The following is a 19,659-nucleotide window of genomic DNA, read 5'->3' as shown; positions in this document are numbered from 1 at the left end:
GAATTTAGGAAGGCAGTGCAAAAGCACTGCCTTTTTTATTTTATTGTTAAGACTATGTTTAATGTACATTTTACATTCTTTATAGGAATTTGATACAGGATAAGAAATAAGTATCTTGTCAATTATTATAGTCGTAATGACAATTATAATTGACAAAAATAAGGATATTATTTACAATTTTAATTAAATAAATGAAAAAGAGGGAAGACATGAAGCTTCAAAATCGAGTGAGGGAATTGCGAGCAAAGCATCGTTTATCACAAGGGGATTTAGGAAAAGTGATTGGATCATCACGGCAAACGATTAGTTTAATTGAACGTGGGGATTATGCACCATCTATTGTATTGTCTTTAAAAATCGCGCAAATTTTCAATGTACCAGTGGAGGAAATATTTACGTTAGTAGAGGGGGAAGAGGACGATGAAGAGTAAGCGAAAAAAACAATTTGATTCTGTGGGGAAAATAGCAGTAAGTATGATGGGTGGCTTTTTAACGTCTTATATAGCTTTAAATTTACTCTCGGATGAACCGAGAAAATTATCATCTAATACATTTATAGGTATATGTACTATTTTTGGAATTTTAATGATGTACTATACTTGGAAGAATACACGTATGTTAGCAGAGGCACGCGATGAAGAAGAGAGCGTACAAGGCAGAAAATTAGGCATTATAAGTATATATTTACGTGTAGGTGATATAGTTACGCAGGCATGGTTTGTATATGCAGTTATTACATGTAGACGTGCACTGTTGCAGGATACAAATGTTTCATTTGCGGTGTGGAATTTAGTAGCTTCTATTGTTTGTTTAACTACTGTAGTAACTATCGGACTCATAACAAAAAATCGTTATAATAAGCTATATCCTGAACAAGGTGTAACGTATATGGAATCTATGAAAATGTGGACGAAAAATGCAGATGAAGGATTAAAGCACATTGTGCATGAGGCTGGATATAAAGCGTATGAATTTACGAATACAATATTGGCATATGTATGGTGGGCTGCCGTTATATATACAGCTGCTAGTGATATCGATTTTGTGTTAATTGGTTTAATCTCATTTATTTGGATATTGCATCTCGGGAAGTTCATGTACGAAATGCAGAGAAAAATGATTTATTAAGGGGAGAAAAAGGTGGATATTTTAAGAAGGCCAGCTGGCTCAATGACAGTGGCGCTAATTCTGTCCATTTTATACGGAGTAATCCGAACTGGGAAATTAGAAGTAATTTTGAACCTATGGGCAATAGTTGGAATTTCATTGTTAGTGTTAGCCATTCATGAGCTAGGACATGTAGTATTTGGTGTAATAGGTGGTTTAACATTTAAATTTATGACAGTAGGACCCATTACTATTCAAAAAGAAAAGGGAAAATTACGTATTCGAGAAAATAAATTATGGGCGTACTTTGGAGGCGTTGCAACACTAGTACCACCTTCTATAGAGACACCGAATCTTTCGAAAAAGTGGGCGTGGCTCACTTTAGGTGGACCGATTACGAGTTTACTATTTGGTATTACTTCCGGTTACATATACATGGTGAGTTATTATCAATATCTTTTATATTTTTCCTTTTTCCATTTTGCAATCTTTGCGGTTACAATTGTGCCAATAAAAGGAATGCTTATGAGTGATGGGATGCAATTTCTTATTTTAATTAAAGATGATGAAAGAGCTAGAAATCACTTATATGAGATTCAAATATCGAGTGAGTTATTTAGTTATAAAAGACCGAAAGATTGGGATGAAAGATTAGTAGAATTGAGTGAGGAGAAAATAAAAGAGAATAAAGGGATAAGAGAGATAATGAGTAGACTTATGCTCGTCTTTTTTGCTCGTGCAGATCAAGAGGGAATGGAAAGAGCGATACCGTATATAGAACGAATTGTTCAACTACCTGTAACGAAAGAAAATAAGTTTTTCGTTAGTAGTTTTCATAGTTGGTACCTTTTATATAAAGCTCTTTATCAGATGGATAGTCTTTCGTTGCAAGAAGCAAAGGAACATGCAAAGGCTATTACAAAAATGGACCTAAGTGGATATTACCGTACACAAGGAATTATTAAATATGTAGAGGGCAATATGGAAGCGTCCCGTACTTATATGAAGAAAGCTGATCAAGAATTAAAGAGCGCCGAGAAGAGTGAAATGGGATATTTACAATTAGAAAGAGAATGGTTTAAGCAGCTGAAAGAGAGGGTATCTTACGATGGGTGAGGTATCCTCTTTTTTATATGTCATCTTATGCCGTTCCATAAATAGCCTAGGGCGAGTAAAATGAGATAAGAAGAGCAAAGCTTGGAGGAAGTAAATATGGAAATTTTATCAATTATTTTGATAGTCTTGCTCATTTATGTTGTTTTTAAAGTGGCATATGTAGCATTAAAGATACTCGCGATCCTATTAATTATCTTTTTAATCGTAGAGTTCGGCAGTAAGTTGCTTGGGGGATAGGGTATGTTGTGCGTTTTGAGTGTCGAAGGATGTCGGTAAATCGATATCCTACGTCGAATCGTTGATATAATGAAAAAATCGTTGATATAAGTGGAGAAACGATCGATATATTTGAAAAATCGTTGATATATTTTAGTGAATACGAAGTGGGGTATGTGGAAAAGAAGTTGCCATGAGGGTAACTTCTTTTTATCGTGATGCGGGGATATGCAAACCAACATAAAAAAGCTGGAAGAGTATCTTCCAGCTTAAGAGTTACTTTCGATTTGGCGACCGCTATCTTCTTCATTGTCTTGTAATAGGTTGAATACGTCTGCTAGGCAGAATGCAATGAACCAAGTCCATAGACCGTGGAAGAAAGCTGAGCTTAATTGAAGTGGTAATGTATAGTTTGTCATTGAGTAGGAAATACATCCACCAACGATTCCGATCATTGTTAATAACATTGTTTTTTGAGCATTTTCTTCTGGATTAAAGAGGAAGTAAATGTATCCGCCTAAAATTGAAGCGCTTACAAGTGTTTCGATTCCATTAAAGATGATATTCTCTCCAAGCTGAGTGTTTGTCCAGAAGCAGATTGTTCCGCCGATAATAGCAAACAGGACAGCTATTGTATATCGTATATATTGATTCATATGTTCATCTCCTTATGTAATAAGATGATTTGGAAGTCAAAAAGGTAGGTATAGTATATTGAAGTGAGTTTTAATTGTACGTATCTTTTTATAAAAAGATCATTGAAGAGTAACTAAGATGATCGGTTGTTTAAACCGTTACGTGTATGGTGTCTGAAATATACCCGACTGCTCGTTTCTTTTTGCTTGTAAAATAAGAGAAACTTCCAAGTCTATATACTCTTTTTTTGTGAGTCTGCTTTCATTATAACACATTTAGAGACATAATAATAGAATTATCTGATTTTGTAATAAGTGTAAAAAATAAAAAGCGCAAGGAAATACCATTAACGGTGCAGTTTAGTGGAAGAAGGATTTTAATTTATTATGATGAAATATGTAATCAAGGTGAGATCTAAGAAGGAGGCTTAAATACTATAAAAAATGTTTTATAGTATGAATGTAAGGGAGGAGAGCTAACTTGGAGTTCACAACAGAAAGATTAATAATTAGACCTTTTAAGAGTACTGATTTACAGGATGTATTTGTTATTTATAATAGTGATGATACATGTAAGTTCCTATTACATAATAAGTGGACTCATGAAGACATGCAGAAAAGATTTAATAAGAAGTTAGCAAATAATGTACTTACTAAAGAATCAATATTAAGTTTGGCAGTTATATACAAAACTAAAGTAGTTGGTGATTTATCCGTATGGTACACAAATATGAAAGACACTGTTGAGATTGGTTATAGTTTTTCAAATGAAGTAGCTGGGAGAGGTTTGGCGACAGAAGCAGTAAGTAGTTTGGTATTGAAATTATTTAATGAATTTAATGTACATCGTATACAGGCTAATCTTGATGCACGTAATACAGATTCACAAAAATTGTGTGAACGAATAGGCATGAGAAAGGAAGCCCATTTCATACAAGATTTTTGGAATAAAGATGAATGGACAGATAGTATTGTATATGGGATGCTATCCTCCGATTTGTAGTAATAAACTTAGTGATTTTATTATGCTAAAAGGTACGTGAGTTGAATAACAAAGGGCATAACATATTATATATGACTAATATGTTATGCCCTTTAATTTATTAACCTTTTTTATATGCGTTTGAAACGGCCGACAATTTCAACTGTTTCAGTAATGTTCATAAATGCTTTGTTATCCACTTGACGGATAATACGTTTCATTTCGCCTAACTCATAGCGAGTCACGACAGTGTAAATCATTTTTTTCTTATGGTTTGTATAGCCGCCGACAGCGTCTACCATTGTCACCCCGCGTATGCCGTGATGTAGTAGTGCGCTTTTTATTTCCTCACCTTTTTCTGTAACTGTCATTATCGTTAATTTAATATGTTTCGTATGCACAGCATCGATAACTTTGCTGACTACAAACCGGCTAATTAACGTATAAAGTGTAATATCCCATCCGAAAATAAAACCTGCTGCAACAAGTAAGACTAAGTTGAATACAAAGATGATTGCTCCAATTGAAATATCTCGATGTTTCGCTACAATCAATCCAACAACATCAAAGCCACCTGTTGAAGAAGCAAATCGGAATATGATTCCGGAAGCTGCTCCGCAGATTACACCACCGAATACAGAAGATAGTAAAATATCGTCTGAAACCTGGTGTACAGGGATAATGTTCATCGCTAACGATGATACAGCTACAAAGTAAGCTGTTAAAAAGGTTGTCTTCTTGCCTAAGTAAAAGTGACTTAAAATAAGAAGAGGAATGTTTAGTAAAAAGATAAGTGCACCGATATTGTAGTGCATTAAATAACCGATAATCATCCCTACACCAGCGAATCCACCGCTAATCATGTTATGCGGGATAAAAAACATATTCATAGAAATTGCATACAAAATAGAAGCTATAAAAATAACAACCAACTGTATCATAAATTCTAAGTGAAATGTTTTAGCTGCTGGGAAGGATAAAAAGGCGGTGTCGGGAACGTAATCGGCGTCTCCTAGTTGACCCATAGTATGTTTCATCTCCATATTCATTTTTGATTACAAGAAGAGAATAAAGGTTTTTTCAAAAACTGGCAATAGTTTTATTATAATGCAAAAATTTTATAAATTTCTAATAAATCAAGCCTATTCATTGATGTGCGTGAATATACTAAAGAAAGCGAATACAACGTTTCTTAATTATTATTTTCTTGAGAAAATATGCAAAATACTTTTTTTGAAAATAAAAGGAAATAGAGAATGTTTGCCTAATGTGCTAAAATGACCTTATTAAGGATGTGAAGCGATGGAATTTTTATTGCAGGATGCAATTCTATATATATCGTTTGTAACGACGGCACTTTGTTTATTAGAAGTTTTCTTCCTTGCTAATGTTTCTCGCTTTGTGCGTCAACAAGCGTCAAGCGGTAGACAAAGAGCTTTTGCGCTAGTTGATACATGTGAAGATAGTGCGGGAAATGTACCGCTATTTTCTATTTTTTATAAATATGGAATGATTCGTTCTGTACGCAGACAAGAATCAAGTGAAGAGAATGACGAGGTCGGTCCGTATACACCAATGTTTCGCTAAATAATTACGAAACATTGGAGGAATGAACATGTTAAAATCATACCGAGCTGTGCTCGTTAGTTTATCATTATTATTTGTTTTTGTTTTATCTGGTTGCAGTAATGCAGCCCCAATTGATGCACATAGTACTGGGATTTGGGATCATTATTTTGTATATCCAATCTCGTTTATGATTCAATTTGTTGCTCATCATATACCTGGAGCTAGCTTTGGGATTGCTATCATTATTATGACGCTCGTTATTCGTTCAGCAATGATTCCATTAGCTGTTTCGCAATATCGCAGCCAAGCGAAAATGAAGAAAATGCAACCTGAACTGCAGAAGCTAAAGAAAAAGTACGGTGATGTAAGCAAAGACCTTGAAAAACAAAAGCAGTATCAAAAAGAAATGTCAGAACTAATGAAATCAGGCGGTTGGAATCCACTTGCTGGTTGCTGGCCATTATTAATACAAATGCCGATTTTCTCTGCTTTGTATTATGCGATTAGCAGAACGGAAGAGATTCGCACATCTTCGTTTTTATGGGTGAACCTAGGACATGCAGATCCATATCATATATTACCGATTATTGCAGCGTTAACGACATTTATTCAGATGAAAGTTTTCCAATCGAATATTACACCTGGAGAACAAGTACAGATGCTAAAGATGCAGCAAATTATGATGCCGGCAATGATTCTATTTATGGGGTTTGCGGCGCCATCAGGACTTGTGTTGTACTGGATAACAGGTAACTTATTTACAATGACACAAACAATTGTATTAAGAAAAATAATGGAACGTGAAGAGTTACAATTACAAAAAGCATAGAGAAACACCGCTCATTACGAGCGGTGTTTTTTTGTTAAGTCGTTAAGGAAATGTTAAGAAACCGACATTACTATAGGCATTGTATACGAAAGTGTACATGCATTAGAAATATGAAGGAGGAAATTTCCTATGAAGAAGAAAACAGTTGGGTATTTAGCGATTGCAGGTGCGTTATCATTCGGAATCATTGGAGGAGTCGGCATTCCGGCATTCGCGGCAACGAATACTCCAGCAGTGGATCAGCCTGCAAAAACGGCGAAAAAGGATTTGGATGACGCTACAAAACAAAAAGTAAAAACAATTATGGACGATACAAAGAAACAGTTAGAGGAAATAGGTGTAAAGCTTCCGGAGAAAGAGAAGCGTAAAGACATGTTTGTAGGATTAGATGAACAGGCGAAAGCAAAAGCGAAGTCAATTTTAGAGCAAGAGAAATCCGGAAAACTAACACGTGAACAAGCAAAAGAGGAATTAACAAAGTTAGGCGTGAAAATGCCTGAGAAAGGTAAGCGTGGAGACATGTTTGCTAACTTAGATGAACAGGCAAAGGAGAAAGCGAAGTCGATTTTAGAGCAAAAGAAATCTGGAAAATTAACGCATGAACAAGCAAAAGAGGAATTAACAAAGCTAGGCGTGAAAATACCTGAGAAAGATAAACATGGAGACATGTTTGCAGGATTAGATGAACAGGCAAAAGAGAAAGCGAATTCAATTTTTGAGCAAGAAAAATCCGGAAAATTAACGCATGAGCAAGCAAAAGAAGAATTAACGAAGTTAGGCGTGAAACTCCCAGAGAAAAAGAAGCATGAAGACATCTTTGCAGGATTAGATGAAGCAACAAAAGAAAAAGCAAAAGCGATTTTAGACAATGAAAAGAAACAATTAGAGGCATTGAATGTTGATTTACCGCACCATAAGTTTTTTATGAAAAAAGAAGATAAATAATTGAATGAAGTCGTATCTTTCGTGTGGGCAACCGGAAGGTACGTGCAAGGACCGATTTCTATAAGTAGAAATCGGTCCTTTTTAATGTGGCATTGAAATTCTTTTTATTGTTAGTATGTATCCGAAGACGCAGTAGAAGATTGCAAAACCGATAAACACTTCCGTATATTGATATTTACCCAATAAGTAGAAGGAAACAGCTGGTATAATAGTTACAGCTAAAATGCTATAACCAGGATACTTGTTTCGATACGTGATAGTGAATAGAACAGAGAGAAACGTAGCGATGATACAAAAGACAGCAATCATTATTAGTACACCTCCTAAAATAATTATACCATTTTTAGGGAATTAGAGAAGTTTTGTATGTTCTGTTATAATATAAGAAGCGAAATATTTCCTATGTTATATAAAAAAATATATTGATTTTTTCTAACAATTCAATATAATGAACAATAACTACAAAATTCGACATCAAGAAGTGATGATGAGGACACGATCAATTTTTTACGATTCTCAGAGAGGGAAGCCTTTGGCTGTGAGCTTCCTAATACGGAAAAATGGATTACCACCTCTGAACTGCAGCAGTGAACGAACATCTAGTAATTGCTTGCCGGCAAAAACCGTTATTTAGACTTGAGAAATTGGTGAAGTGTGTTACTTTACGAATTGAAACAAGGGTGGAACCACGAATACAACACTCGTCCCTTTTTTAGGGAGGAGTGTTTTTTTATTTCATTTTTGCATCACACTAGGATTGGAAGGAGGATACGCAGCATGCATCATGATGAGAAGAACAAAATTGGTTTAACAGTAGCACTTTCTATCGTAGTAGGAACGATTATTGGATCTGGTGTGTTTATGAAACCAGGGAGCGTATTAGATTACTCGGGGAGTTCTAATATGGCCATTCTTGCTTGGATAATTGGTGGTCTGTTGACGCTAGCGAGTGGTTTAACAGTAGCTGAAATTGGAGCGCAAATCCCGAAAAATGGTGGGTTGTATACGTATTTAGAGGAGATTTACGGAAGTTTTTGGGGATATTTATCAGGTTGGATGCAAACAATTGTTTATGGACCTGCTATTATCGGAACATTAGGTTTATACTTTAGTTCTTTAATGATTAATTTTTTCTATTTAGATAAAGTGTGGAATTTACCAATTGCAATTGGAACGGTTGTGTTCCTTGGCGTTATAAATAGTATGGGAACAAAATACGGAGGTATCGTCCAAACAATCACGACAATCGGGAAGATGATTCCGATCATATTAATTGTCGTGCTAGGTTTTTGGAAAGGGAATAGCGATATCTTTAACGTAGTAGTGCCGATATCAGAAAATCAAAGTATCGGTATGGCAATTTTAGCAACGTTATTTGCTTATGACGGATGGATTTTACTTGCTTCGATTGGCGGAGAAATGAAGAATCCAACAAAGTTATTACCGAAAGCAATGACAGTGGGGATTTTAATCGTAACTGCTGCTTACGTATTAATTAACTTGGCGTTATTAAATGTATTACCAGCAGCGAAAATTGTAGACCTTGGAGAAAATGCGACAGCGACAGCTGCGGGTATGTTACTTGGAGAATATGGCGGGAAGATTATTAGTATCGGTATTATCGTTTCTATTTTCGGCTGTTTAAATGGAAAGATTTTAACATTCCCACGTATTCCAATGTCTATGGCGGAACGTGGACAACTTCCATTTTCTAAGTTTATTGCAAAGGAAAGTCCGAGATTTAAAACACCAGCAAATGCGATTACTGTTGAAATCATTTTAGGAATTATTTTAATGATTATTAGTGATCCAAATAAGCTATCTGAGATTTCCGTATTCATTATTTATATTTTCTATGTAATGACGTTTATTGGTGTCTTCATTTTAAGAAAACGTAATAAGAATAAAGAGCGTGCATATAGTGTACCGTTATTCCCAATCGTACCAATCGTAGCGATTTTAGGTTCGTTCTTTGTAATCGGTAGTGCGATTATTAACGATCCAGTAAGTTGTTTCTTATCAATTGGAATTGTCTTTACTGGACTACCGGTGTATTGGTACTTGAATAAGAAGAAAGAAACAGAATGATGGAAGGGTAGGCGTATAATACGCCTACCTTTTTTACTGTAAAAAAATTATACTTGCGTCCGCTTTCTATTTTGGTTACTATAATCGTAGTAACCAAAATAGAAAGCGTGGGGAAAGACTTGAATTTTCGTGTTTATATTTTAGCTATCGCGGCTTTCGTAGTCGGAACGGTTGAGTTAATTATAGGAGGAACGCTCGATTTAGTTGCCAATGATTTAGGAGTATCTATTAGCGCAGCTGGTCAGCTTATCACAATATTTTCGGTAGTATTTGCTTTGTCAGGTCCAGTTTTATTAGCTTTGACAGGGAAGTTTGAAAGAAAAACATTGTATGTTGGAGCATTATCGATTTTCTTAATCGGAAATATTATTTCGGCATTTAGTGTAAATTACGGAATGCTAATGTTCTCAAGGGTTATTTGTGCGGCAAGTGGTTCATTAATTATTGCGCTATCGGTAACACTTGCTTCTAGTGTAGTAGAACCGCATTTTCGTGCGCGTGCAATTGGAATCATTTTTATGGGAATTAGTGGATCACTTGTACTTGGAGTACCGCTTGGTCTTGTACTCGGAAATGCATACGGATGGCGTGCACCATTTGTGTTAATTTCGGTATTAACAGTTATGGCAATTGCTTGTATTTCATTATTCTTAACGAAAGTACCACCGACATCGGTATTATCAATAAAAGAACAACTTGCTACTTTAAAAGATAAAAAAATTGTAAGTGCACAGTTAACATCATTTTTGTTTTTAACGGGTCATTTAACATTGTATGCATATTTAACACCGTTTTTAAAAGATGTTATGCATGTTGAAGCAAACTGGATTAGTGTGTTTTACTTTATTTTCGGAATCGCAGCAGTAATTGGCGGCGGATTCGGTGGATGGCTTGCTGATAAATGGGGATCGAAGAAAAGTATTATCTCGATTATTATCGTATTTGCATGTGCAATCTTCATGTTGCCATTAATGACATTCTCATTCCCGCTCTTCATCATTATGATGGGACTTTGGAGTATGCTGAGCTGGGCGATTTCACCAGCACAGCAAAATTATTTAATTGAAATTGCACCGGAATCAGCTGGTATTCAGCAAGGTTTAAATAACTCTGCGCTTCATTTAGGAATTGCACTTGGTTCAACAGTAGGTGGAGTTGTTATTGAAAAATCATCTGTTATATATAATGCTTGGGTAGGCGGTGGCTTTATTATATTAGCACTGCTTTGCGCGATTTTCTCGATTACGAGAGGACGCTCTACTCAGTTCGTGAAAGAAGAATCTATCGTTTGATAGGTTCTTTTTTATTTGTAAAAAATTGCAGGTTTTAGTAGGTAAATGGAGAAAAGGGTATATAGCGAGGTGAGGTATATGTATTCGAATTTTTCAATTATTGGTCTTCTAATTTCAATGCTCCCTTTGTTTCTTATTATTCTTGCACTTAGATGGGTTCGTTTCATCTATCAAAATTCAGAGAAACAGGTAGAGCAAAATGAGAAAATCATTGAGCTGTTGATGGAGATAAAGGAACAAAATAAAAAGGAGTCTAAGTGAAAAACTAGACTCCTTTTTATTATTTAATTAGTATCTTAATTTCATTAACAAACTCTTAATCTCCTCATCTTTCATAAAGAGATCGTGGTGCTTCTGGGTAATCTTTGCAAGTGCAACGTCGTGATAGAAAAATTCTGTAAAGAACTTTACGAAAGGTTGTGACATTGTTTTCATCGCTTGCCATGATTCTTGTTCTACGCCAGCAAATAAAATTTCACGATCGTCAACGATGAGTAGCAAGTAGCGCTCTAATGCATTAGGCTCTTCAGCTGGGATTAGAAAATGCATGTTTTCTAAGTCTGTTTCTACTTCTCCAACAATAAGAGATTCAATTTGAACACCTTGTTTTGCTTTTTGTTCTAGTAAAGGGAGATATTCTAAAAGAGTATCATTCCAAGCTGAAATACGGATTGATTCTTGTGCACTTTCAATGAGTTCTTTACTTTGAACTCGAATAGAAGATTGCATTTTTAAGCTCCACACACGGTCATCTGTAAATGATTTTTTTGATATGTTTGTTTCCAGTTCTTTAATATTTGATTGGAATTCTGTCGTTAATTTTTCAATTGCTAGTTTTAGTGGTAATGCTGTATACAATTTTTTCTTTTCTGAAACAGAATCCATTACCATTCCTTTATCGATTAGGCGTGCTAGTACTTCATATATTTTTGCTTTTGGAACACCTGAATGCTTCACAATTGTTGTAGCATCTAATGGTTCATTGCTTGATACGACAACTTCATAAGCTTGGCTTTCATATTGTGAGAAACCGAATTTTTGTAACATAGTTCCCTCCGAACGAATGAGATTATATTTTAAGGATAATGAACTATTTGTTTTTGCACAAGTGGTAGTCCGTTTTCTAATTGTATTAAGGTGAGAATTAATTTCAATTTTTTAATTTTATCTATTATACTTAATATAATGATTAATAAGATTTTAATTTAATACGAAGGGGATGCTTGGGGGAAAATGTTAAGAAGTTTACGTTTAAAAATTGCGGTAGTGTTTTCAGTACTTATTTCTATGATGTTCGTAATATTGGGTACAGCTGTGTATCAATTACAGAAAGAAAAGGAAGTGCGCTCCTTAGACGAGTATTCTCAAAATGCGATGGATCTTGTGACAGAGCAACTTACGACATTTATTCAAAGAACGGATGAAGATATGGGGTATTACGCGAACAGTGAGATGATTCGTAATATGCTTCAAGGTGGGGTTACTCCGGAAGAGGAAGCGTTTTTAACGAAAGAGTTTGCGGAGTATAAAAAGAATCATCCTGGTATTTTAGATTTATATATTGGTACGAAAGATAAAAAAACATTAAGTGCCAATCTTGCTGAAGGTGGGCAAGTGCCAGAAGGATACGATCCAACGACAAGACCATGGTATAAAGATTCAGAGGCTGATGTAAAAAAGGTCCATTGGGGACAACCTTCTTATGAAATTGCAACAGGCAAGTTAAGTGTAGGTGTTTCTAAAGCAATTACAGCTCAAGATGGGTCTGTATTAGGCGTTGTTGCGATGGATGTATCGCTTGGGACGATTCAGAAGTTGCTTCACAATATTCAATACAATAATGACGGAGAAATGTTTATTATAAATGATAAAAATATGGCTCTTGTTTATCCAGAAAAGATAGGGAAAGATGTTTCTAAAGAGCCACTTATAAAGAGTTTAAATAAAGAGGTAACAAAATATGCGGTCACTACAATAAAAGGTGAAGATGTAATTGTTTACAGTCAATCATTTGATACGATGAAATGGACGATAGGAATCTTTTATCCGAAAGAAACGATCGATGGGCTATTAAATAGTACGAGAAATACAGTTATTATAATGGCATGTATTAGTTTATTAGTTGGAATCGTAGCTTCCTACTTATTCTCAAGAAGATTAGCAAGACCACTGCAACTATTAAAGAATCACGTTCAAAAAGTAGCAGAAGGCGATTTAACGCTGCGAATGAAAGTGACAAGTAAAGATGAAGTTGGAGAGTTGACGAAGCACTTTAATGATATGGTTGAACAAATGAATGAAATGGTAAGTAAAATTAAAAACAGCGTATCAACGGTGCAACAATCAACGAATAGTTTACATTATTTAACGAACGAAACAGTGGCGGCTAGTAGAGAAGTTTCAGGAGCAATGGATGATGTGAGCGGAGGAGCTTCTACTCTTGCGAATAGTGTGGATGAAGTTTCTGCTCAGCTCGAAAATATGGCGGAGTCAGTGGAACAAATGAATAGCTCTGTTGATGAAATAAAAGGAGTGGCTGGCAAAGCGGAAGAGGCATCTAAGCAAGGATTAAATACAATGAGGAATTTAATCCGTACGAGGGGACAATCATCTTCGATTGTTGTTCATACAGAAGAAGCATCGGATAAGTTAGAACAAAGAGTTGGATCGATTCAAAATGTTGTTGAGCTTATAAAAGGCATTTCGGATCAAACAAATTTACTTGCTTTAAATGCTTCAATTGAAGCTGCCCGTGCAGGTGAGCAAGGTAAGGGATTTGCGGTTGTTGCTGAAGAGGTTCGGAAATTAGCGGAACAATCAAAAGAGGCAACCGGAGAAATCACAACGATGATTGGTGATGTGCAAGTAGAAGTAAAAAAAGTTGTAGAAGTTGTAAGTAAATTGAAAGACATTGCAGATGTGCAAAATAAAGTGACGACAGAGGCAGAAATGGAGTTCCGCACAATTATGTCAGTTGTAAATACGATTAGTACTTCAGTTGAAAAAATTGTAGAAGAGGTATATAACATAGGTTACGAGCAAGGAGAAATTACAGCGGTAATGCACACAATTGCTGGTACGAGTCAAGAAAGTGCAGCTGTTTCCGAAGAGGTACATGCTGCAACGGAATCACAGGTGAATCATTTAGAAAAGGTAGCTCACACGATGGAAAGTTTGACAGAACATATGAGAGATTTAGAAAGATTAGTCGAGCAGTTTAAAGTGGAAGAGTAACATATTAGTAAAATGATGAGGATTTCGGTAAAATAGACAATGGATATATAAGAAACGATTATAGGAGGAAGACTACTATGGCAATTGTTGATGTATCGATTATTCCAGTAGGAACAGGTAATCCAAGTGTTAGTGAATATGTAGCAGAAGTACAAAAGGTGCTAGAGAAAAATGCGGATCGCGTGAAGTATCAATTAACACCGATGAATACAATTATTGAAGGAGATCTTCCTGTCATTCTAGAAGTAATTCAACAAATGCATGAAGTGCCTTATACGAAAGGTGCACAGCGTGTTGCAACAACAATTCGTATTGATGATCGTCGTGATAAAGTAAGCACAATGGAGAAGAAATTAAACTCTGTTCGATCAAAATTATAAGAAAAAGCAGCGATCTTCGCTGCTTTTTTCATATAGGAGGTAAATAAGATGAGTGAAAAGTTTAATGAACAATTTGACGGGTTGTTAGAGAAATACACGGAATTATTACTTGGAGAGAGCAATGAAGAGAGAAAAGAGCAGGTGCAGAAGTGGGCACTTTATTCTTACATAGCGAAGACGATGCCAGCTTTAGTGAAGCATTGGAATGAGACATATCCAGATGCGAAAGAAGAGATGGTGCAGTTAATTACGGATATTAAAAGGCTGAATGAAGAGAAGCGAAATGAGCAGTGAGAAAACTTGAGGTGAATGTTACCTCAAGTTTTCTTTATTAATATCCTTATATAATTTACATGGAATATTAAGGGTTTTATAGGCATGTCGAATATTTTCGGTATGCCTATTTTTGCCCTAGTAAACCCGTTTTTTCTAAATGTCGAAAAATATTCCCTTCATATTTACATGCGAGAATATAGGTTTTTAAATGTTTTTATAGTATTTTATAAATTATCTAAATAATTATTTGTATCCAATAATTTTAAACAATGATATAATTTTGAAGAGGGGTAAAAAACAGATAAATTACAGTCATAGGGGTGAATTACATGGAACAATTAATGCGAAATTCGTTTCTTTTCTTATCTAAAAATAAAGCGCTAACAAAACTGGCTAAAAAGTACGGTTTACGCTTTGGTGCAGGTCGCTTCGTCGCAGGGGAGACGATTGAATTAGCGACAGCTGCCATTCAGGCATTAAATAAGCAAGGACTTTGTGTAACAATCGATTATTTAGGTGAATTCGTTGATAATGAAGCGGAAGCAAATGAAATGGCTAACCAATCGATTGAAGCGATCCGTGCAATTGGAAGAGAAGGTCTTGATTCGCAGCTTTCTTTAAAGATGACTTCTATGGGATTAGATATCTCTGATGAAATCGTAATGAACAATATGCGCCGTATTTTAGAAGCGGCAAAAGAAAATGGTGTGTTCGTTACCATTGATATGGAAGACTATACACGCTGCGGGAAAACAATTGATATCTTTAAACAATTAAAATCTGAATACGATAATATTGGTACTGTTATTCAAGCTTACCTATATCGTACAGAAAAAGATATTGAAGACTTAAACGCTTATAATCCTAATTTACGTCTTGTAAAAGGGGCTTATAAAGAACCTGAAGAAGTGGCGTTCCCGGACAAGAAAGATGTAGATGACAATTATAAAAAAATTATTAAAATGCACTTATTAAATGGGAATTATACTGCAATTGCTTCACATGACGAAGCGATTATTGAATATACAAAAAAACTTGCCGAAGAACACAACATTCCAAGGGATCAATTTGAATTCCAAATGTTATATGGTATTCGTAATGAGCGTCAACTTGAGCTAGTAAAAGAAGGTTACAAAATGCGTGTTTACGTACCTTATGGAAACGACTGGTATGGCTACTTCATGCGTCGTCTAGCAGAGCGTCCAGCAAACGTTGCGTTCGTATTAAAAGGTATGGTTAAAAAATAACCAAGGAGAAAATACTCCTTGGTTATTTTAATTGCTGAAATGCGTAATGCGCCATTTTTTTCGTATCAGGATATAGTTGCGCGCGAGTAGAAGATAATACGACGTTAATGACGCGTTTACCGTCTTTTTCATCCACTGTTACGACTGTATATTTGCCGAGTGCTGATAGACCGCTTTTACTTCCAATCGCATATGGATCGTCATATAGTTCTTCTCGTCCATAGTTTGCGATGTTTGGAGAGCGTTCTGAAGTATGTAGAGTTGTACGTGTTGAATTCATATATTCTAAAACAACTGGATACTTTAATGCTTCTTTCGTAATAATAGCAATGTCATATGGTGATACTTTATTCCCAATTGCATCAGCACCACTTGCGTTCTTGAAAGTTGCATGCTTTGTACCAAGTTCCTTTGCTCTAGCATTCATCATTTTCACAAATTCATTTTTTGATCCTGCGATATGTTCTGCAATTGATTCAGCTATTGGATCTGCACTAATGATAAGCATAAGTTTTAATGCCTCATCACGCTTTAATTTTTCTCCAGCACGAAGTTTAATTTTCTTGCTTTGACTTTCTGTTTTAATTGCATTTTCTGTAACCGTAATTTCTTCATCTTCTTTTACATTCTCTAGTAAAAGAAGGGTTGTCATCATTTTGGCTATACTAGCCGGATAAGAACGTTCGTCTTCGCGTTTCCCATACAAAATTTCACCTGTGTTTGCATCGATTGTAATCCCATATTGCCCAGTAATGTTAGGTTGATCAGCTCTTACAGCTTGTTGCCTTTGTGCATAAGAGAAGAAAATCATCCCTGTAAATAGTGTAGCAATCATTACAATCATAACTATTGTTCGTTTCATCATCGTTCCCTCTTTTGTTTTCCATATGTACAAATAAATTGGGCAGAAAAAGCAGCCATTAATCATTATGCCACGTTCTCTGCCCAAAAATATAGCGTTATTTTTCGCCCATATTATGCTTCTTATATTGTTGGTTATTACCTTGGCGTCCTTTTTCAACACCTTGATTATGTGGACCTGCGTTTCCAGTTACACTAGCTGCACTAATTCCAGCATTTGAAGGGTTCTTCTTAAGTTTTGCCATATATATTCCTCCAGTTTCGTCAGATTATAAAAAGGAAAAGTGCATTTAAACAAAGAAAATACACATGTATAGCATAGCCAAATGAAAGAAAAATATTTATTTCAGAAAATTTTATCAATAAATATATTGCGAAAATTTAAACAGTATCATATATTTATTAGTAGAGGCTCACTCATTGATTGCGACTTATGTCGAAAAATTGAATGAGCATTCATTCAAGAATAGGGGGAGAATTGGATGTTCCAAATTAAAAAGGCTGCTGTTCTAGGTTCAGGCGTAATGGGTTCGGGAATTGCGGCACACTTAGCTAATATTGGTATTCCGACATTATTGCTTGATATTGTACCACCTGCGCTTACGAAAGAAGAGGAAGCGAAGGGACTTACATTAGAACATAAAAGTGTGAGAAATCGTTTTAGTAATACGGCTGTACAGAAACTATTGAAGCAAAAACCAGCTCCTCTGACAGTGAAAGGAAATCTAGCACTGATTGAAGCAGGTAACTTAGAAGATGATCTTGAGCTTCTTGCTGATGTAGATTGGATTATTGAAGTAGTAGTTGAAAACTTAGATATTAAAAAGAAATTATTTGAAAAAGTAGACGCTGTTCGTAAACCAGGTTCTATTGTAAGCTCGAATACGTCAGGTATTTCAGTTGAAAAAATGGCAGAAGGTCGTTCAGACGACTTCCAGAAACACTTCTTAGGCACACACTTTTTTAACCCACCACGATATTTAAAACTTCTAGAGGTAATACCGACGAAAGAAACAGATCCACAAGTATTAAGCTTCATGAAACTATTTGGCGAAGACGTTCTTGGAAAAGGCGTTGTTATCGCAAAAGACACACCAAACTTTATTGGAAACCGCATCGGTACGTACGGTTTATTAGTAACTCTTCAAGAGATGATAAAACGCGGCTACAGCATTGGGGAAGTTGATTCTGTAACAGGTCCATTAATTGGTCGTCCGAAGAGTGCAACGTTCCGTACATTAGATGTTGTCGGTTTAGATACATTCGTACACGTTGCAAATAACGTATATGAAAACGTACAAGAAGAAGAGCGTGATGTATTTAAAGTACCAGCTTTCATGCATGCCATGCTTGATAAAAAATGGCTTGGAAGCAAAACAGGTCAAGGCTTCTTCTTAAAACAAGGAAAAGAAATTTTAGAACTAAATCCTGAAACGATGGAATATGAAGCGCGTAAAAAATTAAAAGCTGCATCCGTAGAGTTAAGTAAACAAGAAAAAGGATTAGCGAATAAATTGAAAGCGCTTGTATACGCAAAAGACCGCGCAGGAGAGTTATTATGGAACATCATTACACCAACTCTTTTATACTCTGCAAAACTTCATAAAGAAATTGCTGACGATATCGTTGCAATTGACCAAGCGATGAAGTGGGGCTTCGGCTGGGAGCAAGGACCGTTTGAAGTTTGGGATGCAATCGGCGTTGAAAAATCTGTTCAAAAGATGGAAGAAAACGGCGTAGTCGTTCCTACTTGGGTGAAAGAAATGTTAGAGAAAGGTTTCACTACTTTCTATAAACATGATAACGGCGATAGCTACTATTACGATAATGGCGAATATAAGCTAATCGAGCGTAATAAAAAAGCAATTTCTCTTAAGCAATTAAAAGCGAAAAATGGTGTATTAAAGAAAAATAGCGGAGCGAGCTTAATTGATTTAGGCGACGGCATCCTTTGCTTAGAGTTCCATTCGAAGAGCAATGCAATCGGTATGGATATTACGCAAATGATTAACTACGCTGTTGATGAAGTAGAAAAGAATTATAAAGGTCTTGTTATCGGTAACCAATCGAAGAACTTCTGCGTTGGTGCGAACCTAGCAATGATCTTAATGGAAGCACAAGACGACAATTACTTTGAAATTGAGTTGGTTGTGAAAAACTTCCAAGATGCAATGACGAAAATTAAGTACTCTTCTAAGCCAGTTGTAGCAGCACCATACGGTATGACGCTTGGCGGAGGTACAGAAGTTTGCTTACCAGCAGCTAGCATTCAAGCTTCTAGTGAAACGTATATGGGCTTAGTAGAAGTTGGTGTTGGCTTAATCCCTGGCGGAGGCGGTAATAAAGAGCTATACATTAAACACTTAAATAAAATGCCAAACGGTGTAGAGTTTGATCTGCAAAAAGTTGCGAATAAAGTGTTCGAATCTGTAGCGATGGCGAAAGTTTCTACATCAGCACAAGAAGCTGTATCGAACAACTTCTTAGGCGATAAAGACGGTATTAGTGTGAATGGTGATCACTTACTATATGATGCGAAACAGAAAGCACTTGCTTTATATGAAGCTGGCTATAAAGCACCGATTCGTAAAAAGATACCAGTTGTTGGTGAAACAGGATATGCAACTCTTGTACTTGGTGCAGAAGCAATGCATTTATCAGGTTACATTTCTGAACATGATCTTCACATTGCGAAGAAACTTGCATATGTCATTGCGGGCGGAAAAGTGCCGTACGGAACAGAAGTTGATGAGCAGTATTTATTAGATGTAGAACGTGAAGCATTTATTAGCTTAGTAAGTGAGATGAAATCACAAGCAAGAATGCAGCACATGCTTGTAAAAGGAAAGCCATTACGTAACTAATAACGAGGGGAGATATCG

The 19,659-nt window shown here is 35.8% G+C and carries 22 protein-coding genes and 1 other annotated feature; of the genes, 16 read left to right on the top strand and 6 right to left on the bottom strand.

The annotated features are described in order from the left end of the window. Nucleotides 1–209 precede the first annotated feature (209 nt). The 4 genes from QCI81_RS12105 to QCI81_RS12090 all read left to right on the top strand — a co-directional run bounded on the left by QCI81_RS12105 (nucleotide 210) and on the right by QCI81_RS12090 (nucleotide 2,460). Nucleotides 210–431: a helix-turn-helix transcriptional regulator gene (locus QCI81_RS12105; RefSeq protein WP_000776173.1), complete on the top strand. Its 222-nt coding sequence runs from the start codon at nucleotides 210–212 to the stop codon at nucleotides 429–431. Further along, on the top strand, nucleotides 421–1,128 hold the full coding sequence (locus tag QCI81_RS12100) for a DUF3169 family protein (RefSeq protein ID WP_000837721.1): 708 nt from the start codon (nucleotides 421–423) through the stop codon (nucleotides 1,126–1,128). The genes QCI81_RS12105 and QCI81_RS12100 overlap by 11 nt, the downstream gene beginning before the upstream one ends. A gap of 42 nt (nucleotides 1,129–1,170) precedes the next feature. Then, entirely contained in the window at nucleotides 1,171–2,223 is a 1,053-nt protein-coding gene (locus tag QCI81_RS12095) for a zinc metalloprotease (protein ID WP_002083694.1), read from the top strand. 96 nt (nucleotides 2,224–2,319) lie between these two features. Then, on the top strand, nucleotides 2,320–2,460 hold the full coding sequence (locus tag QCI81_RS12090; protein WP_000404758.1) for a DUF3985 family protein: 141 nt from the start codon (nucleotides 2,320–2,322) through the stop codon (nucleotides 2,458–2,460). Nucleotides 2,461–2,708: 248 nt separating this feature from the next. Here QCI81_RS12090 and QCI81_RS12085 read toward each other — a convergent pair whose 3' ends face one another. Next, nucleotides 2,709–3,095, bottom strand: a complete 387-nt coding sequence (locus QCI81_RS12085; RefSeq protein ID WP_001077773.1) for a DUF3938 domain-containing protein — start codon at nucleotides 3,093–3,095, stop codon at nucleotides 2,709–2,711. A 460-nt stretch (nucleotides 3,096–3,555) separates the two neighbouring features. Between QCI81_RS12085 and QCI81_RS12080 the strand changes: the two genes are divergently transcribed. Further along, nucleotides 3,556–4,077 (top strand): GNAT family N-acetyltransferase, encoded by a 522-nt coding sequence (locus QCI81_RS12080; protein WP_098679833.1) that lies wholly within the window; start codon nucleotides 3,556–3,558, stop codon nucleotides 4,075–4,077. 110 nt (nucleotides 4,078–4,187) lie between these two features. On the opposite strand, the gene QCI81_RS12075 is transcribed toward QCI81_RS12080, so the two are convergent. Next, nucleotides 4,188–5,081: a YitT family protein gene (locus QCI81_RS12075; RefSeq protein WP_000530043.1), complete on the bottom strand. Its 894-nt coding sequence runs from the start codon at nucleotides 5,079–5,081 to the stop codon at nucleotides 4,188–4,190. A 277-nt stretch (nucleotides 5,082–5,358) separates the two neighbouring features. Here QCI81_RS12075 and QCI81_RS12070 point away from each other — a divergent pair, with 277 nt between their 5' ends. From QCI81_RS12070 to QCI81_RS12060, 3 genes are all read left to right on the top strand, one after another. Beyond that, nucleotides 5,359–5,643 carry a hypothetical protein gene (locus tag QCI81_RS12070; protein WP_000394930.1) on the top strand — a complete coding sequence of 95 codons (285 nt, stop codon included), beginning with the start codon at nucleotides 5,359–5,361 and terminating at the stop codon, nucleotides 5,641–5,643. A 28-nt stretch (nucleotides 5,644–5,671) separates the two neighbouring features. Further along, a complete protein-coding gene (yidC, locus tag QCI81_RS12065) occupies nucleotides 5,672–6,454 on the top strand; it encodes a membrane protein insertase YidC (RefSeq protein ID WP_000920524.1) in 783 nt (260 codons plus the stop codon). 129 nt (nucleotides 6,455–6,583) lie between these two features. Next, nucleotides 6,584–7,399 (top strand): hypothetical protein, encoded by an 816-nt coding sequence (locus tag QCI81_RS12060; RefSeq protein WP_098679831.1) that lies wholly within the window; start codon nucleotides 6,584–6,586, stop codon nucleotides 7,397–7,399. An 81-nt stretch (nucleotides 7,400–7,480) separates the two neighbouring features. On the opposite strand, the gene QCI81_RS12055 is transcribed toward QCI81_RS12060, so the two are convergent. Next, nucleotides 7,481–7,708, bottom strand: coding sequence for a hypothetical protein (locus QCI81_RS12055; protein WP_098679830.1), 228 nt, complete (start codon nucleotides 7,706–7,708; stop codon nucleotides 7,481–7,483). Nucleotides 7,709–7,874: 166 nt separating this feature from the next. Then, nucleotides 7,875–8,111: a binding site (T-box leader), on the top strand. 65 nt (nucleotides 8,112–8,176) lie between these two features. Here QCI81_RS12055 and QCI81_RS12050 point away from each other — a divergent pair. The 3 genes from QCI81_RS12050 to QCI81_RS12040 all read left to right on the top strand — a co-directional run bounded on the left by QCI81_RS12050 (nucleotide 8,177) and on the right by QCI81_RS12040 (nucleotide 11,040). After that, nucleotides 8,177–9,487, top strand: a complete 1,311-nt coding sequence (locus tag QCI81_RS12050) for an APC family permease (RefSeq protein WP_098852445.1) — start codon at nucleotides 8,177–8,179, stop codon at nucleotides 9,485–9,487. Between the two features lie 53 nt (nucleotides 9,488–9,540). Further along, the gene (locus tag QCI81_RS12045; protein ID WP_141505378.1) at nucleotides 9,541–10,779 is read left to right on the top strand and encodes an MFS transporter; all 1,239 of its coding nucleotides are present in this window, start codon (nucleotides 9,541–9,543) and stop codon (nucleotides 10,777–10,779) included. Nucleotides 10,780–10,857: 78 nt separating this feature from the next. Beyond that, the gene (locus QCI81_RS12040) at nucleotides 10,858–11,040 is read left to right on the top strand and encodes a hypothetical protein (protein WP_353810756.1); all 183 of its coding nucleotides are present in this window, start codon (nucleotides 10,858–10,860) and stop codon (nucleotides 11,038–11,040) included. 27 nt (nucleotides 11,041–11,067) lie between these two features. Here QCI81_RS12040 and QCI81_RS12035 read toward each other — a convergent pair whose 3' ends face one another. After that, the gene (locus tag QCI81_RS12035; RefSeq protein WP_053563419.1) at nucleotides 11,068–11,826 is read right to left on the bottom strand and encodes a TrmB family transcriptional regulator; all 759 of its coding nucleotides are present in this window, start codon (nucleotides 11,824–11,826) and stop codon (nucleotides 11,068–11,070) included. 186 nt (nucleotides 11,827–12,012) lie between these two features. On the opposite strand from QCI81_RS12035, the gene QCI81_RS12030 reads away from it, so the two are divergent. The 4 genes from QCI81_RS12030 to QCI81_RS12015 all read left to right on the top strand — a co-directional run bounded on the left by QCI81_RS12030 (nucleotide 12,013) and on the right by QCI81_RS12015 (nucleotide 15,916). Beyond that, the gene (locus QCI81_RS12030; RefSeq protein WP_353810755.1) at nucleotides 12,013–14,013 is read left to right on the top strand and encodes a methyl-accepting chemotaxis protein; all 2,001 of its coding nucleotides are present in this window, start codon (nucleotides 12,013–12,015) and stop codon (nucleotides 14,011–14,013) included. Between the two features lie 77 nt (nucleotides 14,014–14,090). After that, complete coding sequence (locus QCI81_RS12025; RefSeq protein WP_001018860.1) at nucleotides 14,091–14,393, top strand: MTH1187 family thiamine-binding protein; 303 nt, start codon at nucleotides 14,091–14,093, stop codon at nucleotides 14,391–14,393. A gap of 48 nt (nucleotides 14,394–14,441) precedes the next feature. Further along, the gene (locus QCI81_RS12020) at nucleotides 14,442–14,687 is read left to right on the top strand and encodes a YusU family protein (RefSeq protein ID WP_001290594.1); all 246 of its coding nucleotides are present in this window, start codon (nucleotides 14,442–14,444) and stop codon (nucleotides 14,685–14,687) included. A gap of 311 nt (nucleotides 14,688–14,998) precedes the next feature. Continuing rightward, complete coding sequence (locus QCI81_RS12015) at nucleotides 14,999–15,916, top strand: proline dehydrogenase family protein (RefSeq protein ID WP_000436780.1); 918 nt, start codon at nucleotides 14,999–15,001, stop codon at nucleotides 15,914–15,916. Between the two features lie 22 nt (nucleotides 15,917–15,938). On the opposite strand, the gene QCI81_RS12010 is transcribed toward QCI81_RS12015, so the two are convergent. Continuing rightward, nucleotides 15,939–16,778: a D-alanyl-D-alanine carboxypeptidase family protein gene (locus tag QCI81_RS12010; RefSeq protein ID WP_353810754.1), complete on the bottom strand. Its 840-nt coding sequence runs from the start codon at nucleotides 16,776–16,778 to the stop codon at nucleotides 15,939–15,941. Between the two features lie 97 nt (nucleotides 16,779–16,875). Next, a complete protein-coding gene (locus QCI81_RS12005) occupies nucleotides 16,876–17,022 on the bottom strand; it encodes a YuzL family protein (RefSeq protein ID WP_353810753.1) in 147 nt (48 codons plus the stop codon). Nucleotides 17,023–17,259: 237 nt separating this feature from the next. Here QCI81_RS12005 and QCI81_RS12000 point away from each other — a divergent pair, with 237 nt between their 5' ends. After that, nucleotides 17,260–19,641 carry a 3-hydroxyacyl-CoA dehydrogenase/enoyl-CoA hydratase family protein gene (locus tag QCI81_RS12000; protein ID WP_353810752.1) on the top strand — a complete coding sequence of 794 codons (2,382 nt, stop codon included), beginning with the start codon at nucleotides 17,260–17,262 and terminating at the stop codon, nucleotides 19,639–19,641. Nucleotides 19,642–19,659 lie beyond the last annotated feature (18 nt).

Origin of the sequence: Bacillus cereus group sp. MG20 (assembly GCF_040459885.1) — a bacterium.
Lineage (GTDB): Bacteria > Bacillota > Bacilli > Bacillales > Bacillaceae_G > Bacillus_A > Bacillus_A cereus.
The sequence above is the reverse complement of the archived record's forward strand: the minus strand, read 5'-3'. Positions and strand labels throughout refer to the sequence as shown.

Coding starts and splice junctions, on each gene's coding strand:
- QCI81_RS12010 (WP_353810754.1), bottom strand. CDS start 16,778: ATGAAACGAACAATAGTTATGATTGTAATGATTGCTACACTATTTACA.
- QCI81_RS12075 (WP_000530043.1), bottom strand. CDS start 5,081: ATGGGTCAACTAGGAGACGCCGATTACGTTCCCGACACCGCCTTTTTA.
- QCI81_RS12095 (WP_002083694.1), top strand. CDS start 1,171: ATGACAGTGGCGCTAATTCTGTCCATTTTATACGGAGTAATCCGAACT.
- QCI81_RS12030 (WP_353810755.1), top strand. CDS start 12,013: ATGTTAAGAAGTTTACGTTTAAAAATTGCGGTAGTGTTTTCAGTACTT.
- QCI81_RS12000 (WP_353810752.1), top strand. CDS start 17,260: ATGTTCCAAATTAAAAAGGCTGCTGTTCTAGGTTCAGGCGTAATGGGT.
- yidC (WP_000920524.1), top strand. CDS start 5,672: ATGTTAAAATCATACCGAGCTGTGCTCGTTAGTTTATCATTATTATTT.
- QCI81_RS12015 (WP_000436780.1), top strand. CDS start 14,999: ATGGAACAATTAATGCGAAATTCGTTTCTTTTCTTATCTAAAAATAAA.
- QCI81_RS12040 (WP_353810756.1), top strand. CDS start 10,858: ATGTATTCGAATTTTTCAATTATTGGTCTTCTAATTTCAATGCTCCCT.
- QCI81_RS12035 (WP_053563419.1), bottom strand. CDS start 11,826: ATGTTACAAAAATTCGGTTTCTCACAATATGAAAGCCAAGCTTATGAA.
- QCI81_RS12085 (WP_001077773.1), bottom strand. CDS start 3,095: ATGAATCAATATATACGATATACAATAGCTGTCCTGTTTGCTATTATC.
- QCI81_RS12050 (WP_098852445.1), top strand. CDS start 8,177: ATGCATCATGATGAGAAGAACAAAATTGGTTTAACAGTAGCACTTTCT.
- QCI81_RS12090 (WP_000404758.1), top strand. CDS start 2,320: ATGGAAATTTTATCAATTATTTTGATAGTCTTGCTCATTTATGTTGTT.
- QCI81_RS12105 (WP_000776173.1), top strand. CDS start 210: ATGAAGCTTCAAAATCGAGTGAGGGAATTGCGAGCAAAGCATCGTTTA.
- QCI81_RS12055 (WP_098679830.1), bottom strand. CDS start 7,708: ATGATTGCTGTCTTTTGTATCATCGCTACGTTTCTCTCTGTTCTATTC.
- QCI81_RS12005 (WP_353810753.1), bottom strand. CDS start 17,022: ATGGCAAAACTTAAGAAGAACCCTTCAAATGCTGGAATTAGTGCAGCT.
- QCI81_RS12025 (WP_001018860.1), top strand. CDS start 14,091: ATGGCAATTGTTGATGTATCGATTATTCCAGTAGGAACAGGTAATCCA.
- QCI81_RS12060 (WP_098679831.1), top strand. CDS start 6,584: ATGAAGAAGAAAACAGTTGGGTATTTAGCGATTGCAGGTGCGTTATCA.
- QCI81_RS12100 (WP_000837721.1), top strand. CDS start 421: ATGAAGAGTAAGCGAAAAAAACAATTTGATTCTGTGGGGAAAATAGCA.
- QCI81_RS12070 (WP_000394930.1), top strand. CDS start 5,359: ATGGAATTTTTATTGCAGGATGCAATTCTATATATATCGTTTGTAACG.
- QCI81_RS12020 (WP_001290594.1), top strand. CDS start 14,442: ATGAGTGAAAAGTTTAATGAACAATTTGACGGGTTGTTAGAGAAATAC.